The sequence below is a fragment of the Vibrio sp. 1580 genome (assembly GCF_033340055.1).
Genome location: NZ_JAWOVT010000034.1, coordinates 1 through 6,601 on the forward strand (window position 1 = coordinate 1; position 6,601 = coordinate 6,601).

Annotated in this window: 8 protein-coding genes and 1 pseudogene; 2 read left to right on the forward strand and 7 right to left on the reverse strand. The window is 41.9% G+C overall.

Translation table 11 applies throughout. From position 1 onward, the window contains the following. A pseudogene (locus tag R7093_RS23630) lies at window positions 1-405 on the reverse strand (site-specific integrase); the annotation flags it as partial. Further along, entirely contained in the window at window positions 398-718 is a 321-nt protein-coding gene (locus R7093_RS23635) for a hypothetical protein (RefSeq protein ID WP_102137291.1), read from the reverse strand. The gene R7093_RS23635 and the pseudogene R7093_RS23630, both read right to left, overlap by 8 nt. Window positions 719-1,233: 515 nt before the next feature. Between R7093_RS23635 and R7093_RS23640 the strand changes: the two genes are divergently transcribed. Continuing rightward, on the forward strand, window positions 1,234-1,602 hold the full coding sequence (locus R7093_RS23640) for a hypothetical protein (RefSeq protein WP_225492335.1): 369 nt from the start codon (window positions 1,234-1,236) through the stop codon (window positions 1,600-1,602). Between the two features lie 348 nt (window positions 1,603-1,950). Here R7093_RS23640 and R7093_RS23645 read toward each other — a convergent pair whose 3' ends face one another. From R7093_RS23645 to R7093_RS23655, 3 genes are all read right to left on the reverse strand, one after another. Then, window positions 1,951-2,343, reverse strand: a complete 393-nt coding sequence (locus tag R7093_RS23645; protein ID WP_000884724.1) for a hypothetical protein — start codon at window positions 2,341-2,343, stop codon at window positions 1,951-1,953. A 155-nt stretch (window positions 2,344-2,498) separates the two neighbouring features. Beyond that, window positions 2,499-2,972 (reverse strand): trimethoprim-resistant dihydrofolate reductase DfrA31, encoded by a 474-nt coding sequence (gene dfrA31, locus R7093_RS23650; protein ID WP_000703246.1) that lies wholly within the window; start codon window positions 2,970-2,972, stop codon window positions 2,499-2,501. Between the two features lie 162 nt (window positions 2,973-3,134). Next, on the reverse strand, window positions 3,135-3,791 hold the full coding sequence (locus tag R7093_RS23655) for a quinolone resistance pentapeptide repeat protein QnrVC5 (protein WP_000361705.1): 657 nt from the start codon (window positions 3,789-3,791) through the stop codon (window positions 3,135-3,137). 634 nt (window positions 3,792-4,425) lie between these two features. Here R7093_RS23655 and R7093_RS23660 point away from each other — a divergent pair. Beyond that, a complete protein-coding gene (locus tag R7093_RS23660; protein ID WP_012615284.1) occupies window positions 4,426-5,316 on the forward strand; it encodes a replication initiation protein in 891 nt (296 codons plus the stop codon). 57 nt (window positions 5,317-5,373) lie between these two features. On the opposite strand, the gene R7093_RS23665 is transcribed toward R7093_RS23660, so the two are convergent. Together R7093_RS23665 and R7093_RS23670 are read right to left on the reverse strand one after the other, a co-directional pair. Beyond that, complete coding sequence (locus R7093_RS23665; RefSeq protein WP_102137293.1) at window positions 5,374-6,024, reverse strand: hypothetical protein; 651 nt, start codon at window positions 6,022-6,024, stop codon at window positions 5,374-5,376. Continuing rightward, a partial coding sequence (locus tag R7093_RS23670) for a tyrosine-type recombinase/integrase (protein WP_318146842.1) occupies window positions 6,021-6,601 on the reverse strand: 581 nt, incomplete at its 5' end. The genes R7093_RS23670 and R7093_RS23665, both read right to left, overlap by 4 nt.

Genomic DNA, 6,601 nt, shown 5'->3' on the forward strand with positions numbered 1-6,601 from the left:
TTGGTGCTGAATGATCGCATTGACCTGTTCTGGCGTGTAAGAACGAGAGTTTTCAATAGTTTCTTTTTTAGATGTAGGAAGCTCTTTGGGTGGGTATAGTGTTTGATTGGGTTCTAACTTATGTGTGACATGCTGCATCATTGTTTGTATTGCCTGACGATCCATGTCGATTGTGCTTTGTTTACATTCGTGAGCGCGTAACTCTATGTAGTTTTTTGCTTGTTCTGGGGTTAGTTCTCTTAGAGAGCCAAGCTTGAACTCTTTCAGATAATCGCAACAGGTTTTCAATGCTTGTTCGTAGTTCCTCGCCGTTCCCACCGATTCTATGGCATTACCTTTCCCCTGCATTTCTTTCATGACAGAAGCGGCTTGTTTTTCTGATTTTGCGAAGTGCCCTTTAGCCATTGCGTGTTACTCCGATGGAATGGATATATCGGAGGATGGTACTGCGAGCTGCATATTGCTTGTGTTCAGTTTGGAGGTGCAGAGCAATCAGTTCTAAAGATGCGCCATGCTTGTACATTTTGGCGATTTCAGAACGGAACGGTTCAAGTTTAGAGGTGCGTTTCTTATAGTTTTTGCCTTTGCGTAAAGCACGGGTCTTTTTTGCAGCTTCGGTCGCTGCTACTGGATCAAAGCTCATAAAAATCTCGATGTGGGCGTAAGAACTAGCTAAATATTTTCGTAAAAATATCCAGACGGCATTGCCGTTCGCCAATTTTGCTTTTTTTCGTATAGCAAGGCCGACTGTTCACACCTTTTCACGTTCACTTTCCGCCAGTGAAGTGCGTACTGATTTTTGTGTTTCGCTGCTTTGAGAAGCACCGTTGGTATCAGTAATTAAAACCAACGTGTACGGTGTTAACTAGGCCGTACTCCCCTGAGGCAAAATCATTTTTTAGTTCTCTGACTAAGCGCGGATTTGATTTTCGCAGACCAAACCAAGGAGGTTGTAGAGGTCAGGTTCCTGCATAAGCAGCAGTGGGCTATGGAAATTCCATTGTGACATTTTCACGTTTTATCTGCAATATTGTTTTGTTGCAGGCTTTTTGTTGCGTGAAATTATATAAAAGCTTATTAAAGCTCGCGCTATGTGGAATTTTTAAATTCTACATAGCGCGAGTAGGCTCGCGAAATTTGCGAAGTGTTCCTCTCGATTTTGCGATGTGTAGCGAGCAAACAGAGAGGGACGCTGAGTGAATTTGATGGGGGGACAGTGTGATGAAGTAGCAAATGTTCACTGCAAACATTTGCTACAGAGCTGACGCGCTGCGCTTGTCGCATCCATGCACCAAGAAAATCGGCGTTGCCGGTTTTCCTGGTATATGGATGAGAGTTTGGACCTTCAAATCTAATGATACGCTTGATGGAAGAACCAATGAAAAAGAGGCTGTTATGTTTATTCGAGTTATTTTTACAGTATTATCATTTTGCGCTGTTTTCGTTGTGGTGAGTGACAATGTGCCTACTTGGGTGGAAGTCTTGGCTTGGGTTTACATCTTAGGAATGATGCTTGTAGGCGTTATGACATTGAAAGCGGATCAAATTATTGCATGGTGCGACAAGCAGCTTGCCAATAAAAATGACAAAAACACGCCTTAGAGGGCGTTTTTTGTTTTAAATAAACCTGCTGATTTTTGCCCTGTAAATCGCCTGAAAAGCGTCACAAACTTTCAGACCGATTTCTGGGTCAGTAGGGCATAGTAAGTGCTTAAAAACGTGCCTAGAGCCTCTGATGGCGTTCTAAGGGCTGTTTTTGATAGCTAACTCGCCCGTTTAACATAATAGGAATAATAGACACCGATTTTGAGTGTGGCTCAGGCATAAATTTGGATTCTGATTAATGTATACATCTTCAAGTGGTTCTATGAAATTGGTATACATTAATCAATAGGGGGAGGTGATTTTCGTTACAGAGTCACGCGTTGCGAATCACTCTTAAATGCTTTGTTAGAGCACTTTGCTCTGTGTCACCAAGTCAAAAGCTTCGTTAACTTTTTTCCCAAGCGAAATCTGTTTGATTCCTGCAGGAACATGTAAGAACAGTGGAAAAATAGCCCAAAAAAAGAATAGCCCAATAACAACAAACAACCATCCACCTACTACTTGGGCATCATACTTACCAAATACTCCCTTTGTGTGGTTATTGTAAGCATAGGCAATAAACTTACCTGTTTTTGAGTCCCGCTCGCCGACAACAGTAACTTCATCATTACGATTAATAACCCAAGCATCAGATACTTGAAGTTCGATTACACAATTATTTTCACTTAATTCAAACTGTACCTTGGTTTTAGTGACCGCTTTGAAATTAATAACCTTACCAACTAATTTATCTAACATTATTTTGTTAACTCTATGTTACTTTACTAGGAGTGCTCTAACGCCCTGTTAAGGGGTGAGCAACGCAATACCGAAGCTTCCGCATACCGCCTTAACCACTAAAACCAACGCATAGTAAAAATGCCACGCGTTGTGAATCCCTCTTAAACAGTTTGTTAGCCCTTTGCCCAAATTTGGTACGTGTAATCAATATTTGAACTGAAACTTTGCTCAAATGTTTGTTTGAAACTCTGTGGAACTGAAGGGAAAAACACGTCGCCAGAGATGTGCTTATGAATCACTGAAAGATGGATAACATCTGCTTGTTCGATTAATGCTTTGTAAATTTCACCACCACCAGAAACAAAGACATGTGTTGTCGTATTGTCTAAGTAAGATAATGCCGATTCAATGCTGGTGAAATAAATAACATCTGGATCATTCGAGACCATTTCTGAGCGAGTAACCACAGCATATTTCCTATTGGGAAGTTTACCCATTGAGTCGAAAGTTTTACGACCGACTAAAAGCCAATGATTGTAAGTCATAGCTTTGAACAGGAGCTGCTCACCTTGTACATGCCAAGGTATATCCAATCCAGAGCCAATTACTCCATTCTCAGAAACTGCTGCCATAATGGATATTTTCATTTTTCCTCCTGAGGGCTAACGCCCGCCTAAGGGGCTGGCAACGCATAACAACTAAACTCAAACACAACAACTGCAACCACAGCGGCTCATTGGGACTGGAAACGCCACGCGTTGACAGTCCCTCTTGAGGCGTTTGTTATGTGTGTGTTCAAACCATCAAATTTAGTCAGGAACTACTATTAAACCTAATTGCTCTAAAAGTTGTTCTTGCTGCCACGAACAGATTTTTACACCTGTAAGGTCAACTTTCCGAGGGTCTAAACCATACAACTCCGAGTGGCTCAAATCACAACCTTGCAACCTACACTGGCTCCAACACCCTTCAGAAAATACTCCCCGACTTAAATCAGACTCTTTAAATGATGCACCACTCAGATTTGCGCCAATCCATCTATTCTCAAACAAATCACACTTTTCGATACACTGCCTTTCAAAGTTGGCGTATGAAAGATTACAACCTGTTATATAAGCTGAACAAAAATACATTCTGTTCGATACCTGATTCATGAAGCTAGCTTGAGAAAAATTGGCACCCTTTAAATCGCATTCTCTGAACTCGATACCAAAACAATTTGCACCTTTGAAATACGACATTGAAAGACTGCAGTTTTTAAAAGATGCATCTCTAAGATCCGAGTAAGAAAAATCACACCCCTCTAATTCACCTCGTTCAATGAAAGAACAATCTACAAATTGTGTATCGCGGAGGTTCGCTCGTTTAAAGGAACAGCAGAAAAATTTGCAATTTTTAAAATACTGACCACTCATGTCTTGATGTGAAAAGTCTGCTTGTACATATAACTGGTCTGTTTTATCCATTTTCTAGCCCTCTTTCTATTTGAGTCGAAGACTAACATTTACCAACCAGTTCTCAAGAAAAATAAACACCTTAAAAACAGCAACTTACAACCACTTAAAATCGCAAAAATAAGGCGCCAAATTGACGCTCTAAGGCACCGTTTTTTAATTCACCCATGCCGCATGGCTAGAAAAAAGTTTTGATTAATCATGGCGCTTGCAAGAAAAACACATAACGCTTTCTATACGGCGAAAAGCCGTATTTCTACTCAGATCTAAGCTCATTTAATCTTTCATGGTCAACATAAATTCAAAGACTTAAAGATAAATTCGGCATGTTAGGTGGTAACATGTCGCTTAATGTGAAGAGTGGGATTTAACGTAATGTCACTTTGTGCGAAGTGCAGTGTTTCGGTAGAACAATGATTCTCGAAAGGTCGCTATAGCGGCCTTTTTTGTGCCTGAAAGCAAGAAAAGCGAAGGGAAATTGCGAAGTAAGGTATTGAGGAGTAAGATTAACTCTAGATAAAACAAAGCCCCGAAACTCATTCAAACTTGGCGGAATGGAGAGTTATCAGGGCTAAAGCTTAAGGTAATTTTAACACATGGAAAGACAAAGACAATCCACACGTAACCGCCATAAGTGCAGTTATGTGTGAAAGCTAAACAATCAAACGCATTTCAACTCGATCTAATCGAGACGCTTCCTCATAAGCCGTATTGCACCGATGAACTCGGTGTCACTTACATACGCCCAAAAAGTACAGCGATTAAGAAAAAATATCTGCAAGTGAACCAACCGAAGTTGGTCACTTACCTTGTCTTTGATATTGATCGACAAGGCGGTGTGTTGGCTTGGTACGACAACGATCTTCCCACACCATATTGGACTTCAAAGAACCCAGAGAACGCACACGCACACATTGCGTATCGCTTGAAAGTTCCATTCTGTACGTCTGATATCGCGCATAGTGAACCTATTCGCTACGCAGCTGCGATTGAATCCGCGATGATTGAGCGTCTGAAAGCGGATCGTGGATTCGCAGGACTACTGACGAAAAATCCACTGCACCCACATTGGCAAAATGAGTTTTGGACAGAGTACGAGTACACACTCGATGAACTGGCGGAATACCTCGATCTGAAAGGCCACCCGTTACGTGGTAGCGAAACGTCTGGTCTTGGCCGTAACTGTGAGTTGTTCGATAACACTCGTCAGTGGGCATATAGAGCGATTCGGGAATACTGGGCGCCTAACTACAAAAGAAAGTGGAATGCAGCCGTCTACGACAAAGTAGAAAGTACGAATAGCCAGTTCAATGTTCCTTTGCCCGTGTCAGAAGTGAAAGCGATAGCGAAGTCGATCGCTAACTGGACGTATCGAGAATTCACGCCAGAAAAGAAAAGCCAATGGCACGCTAAGAAAGGTGCTAAGGGTGGAAAAGTTTCAAAAGGTGGAGGTAGACCTAGCCTTAACGAACCTTGGGTTGAGCTTGGTATCAGTCGAAGAACTTACTTCCGTTGGAAGTCGACTGGCAAATTGTAATGTGTGGCACTAAACAAGCTATATCAGATAACAGCCCTTTTTAGGGTTGTTATCTGATTAATGGCCTCTATGTTTCTTTGCTAATCTTGCTAGAGCGGTATACGTGATTTTTGTTCCATCCGTGAACTTCCAGTCTATTTCATCTAAGAACTCTGCCATTATTTTCTTCTCTGCGCTCAGTCGATCTCTTTGACCTAACTTACTCTGTGTCTGTTGGTTTTGTCGACGGTGTGCGTGATTGACTATTCTTATTTGCTTTTGTAACGCCACTTCCTTGTTCTCTGTTTGCTGCTTGATAGCGTAGATCTCGTTTTCTTTCTTGTTGAGTCGTTTCGCTTCTTTGGCGTGTTTGTTTACGATATCCTTCTCAACTTGACCTTGGTATTCTCGTTTTATGTTTTCGATCTCTTTCGTTTTTTTAGCTAATTCTTTCTTAGCTTTGAGTAACGACTCATCTGCGAATGTGCGAATGCCGTTGTAAATTAAACCTAAAATGAACGCTGTCATGAGGCTAAACAAGAATATGTAAACCCATGATTGCCATTGGTACCAGAGCGTTTTTGCGCCTTGTGCTAGTAAAATAGGACCATTTGAGTTGGATAAGTCTACTAACCAAATCGTGCTATCGGGAGTTAGAAAATCAAGAAATGGTGCTGCAAAAAGCAATACCAATCCCACAACAATTACCGTCAAAAATCCCCAAATCATCGTAGGTATACCTCTGTAATATCGGGGCGGAAATGCCCTAGCTCTTGAGAAATAATCGTCATGACATCGATACGCTCAAAGTGGTTAGCCAGTTGTTCGTAGCGGTTTTGTGCGTAGCTATGGCGTAAGCCGTGTGCTCCGTTGGAGTACCCAAGAGCGCGAGAACTCGCTTTGCTGAACGCATCAGAAAACTTGTGTCCTCCTGCTATGTTGTAATGCGATTCGTAATTCACGCCCCTGTCAGAGAGTTGCTGTGGTGTATCGAGTCTGCGTTCTTCTAACTTTTCTGCCAAATGGTTGGGGATTTGAACTTCACGAATGAGACCGCCTTTCCCTTGAACCGTGTAGGTTTTTGAGTCATTGGGGAGTTGGGAAAATTTATCTTGGTGTACGTCCCGTGGACTCGGATTTACTTCGCCAGAAGGTCGTAGTGTGTACAGTTCGTGAGCGCGTAGACCCGCTTCATGACAAAGTTGTGTTGAGAGTGCATGTTGCTCGGTTTGGTGCTGAATGATCGCATTGACCTGTTCTGGCGTGTAAGAACGAGAGTTTTCAATAGTTTCTTTTTTAGATGTAG

Coding starts and splice junctions, on each gene's coding strand:
- R7093_RS23640 (WP_225492335.1), top strand. CDS start 1,234: ATGTTCACTGCAAACATTTGCTACAGAGCTGACGCGCTGCGCTTGTCG.
- R7093_RS23645 (WP_000884724.1), bottom strand. CDS start 2,343: ATGTTAGATAAATTAGTTGGTAAGGTTATTAATTTCAAAGCGGTCACT.
- dfrA31 (WP_000703246.1), bottom strand. CDS start 2,972: ATGAAAATATCCATTATGGCAGCAGTTTCTGAGAATGGAGTAATTGGC.
- R7093_RS23655 (WP_000361705.1), bottom strand. CDS start 3,791: ATGGATAAAACAGACCAGTTATATGTACAAGCAGACTTTTCACATCAA.
- R7093_RS23665 (WP_102137293.1), bottom strand. CDS start 6,024: ATGATTTGGGGATTTTTGACGGTAATTGTTGTGGGATTGGTATTGCTT.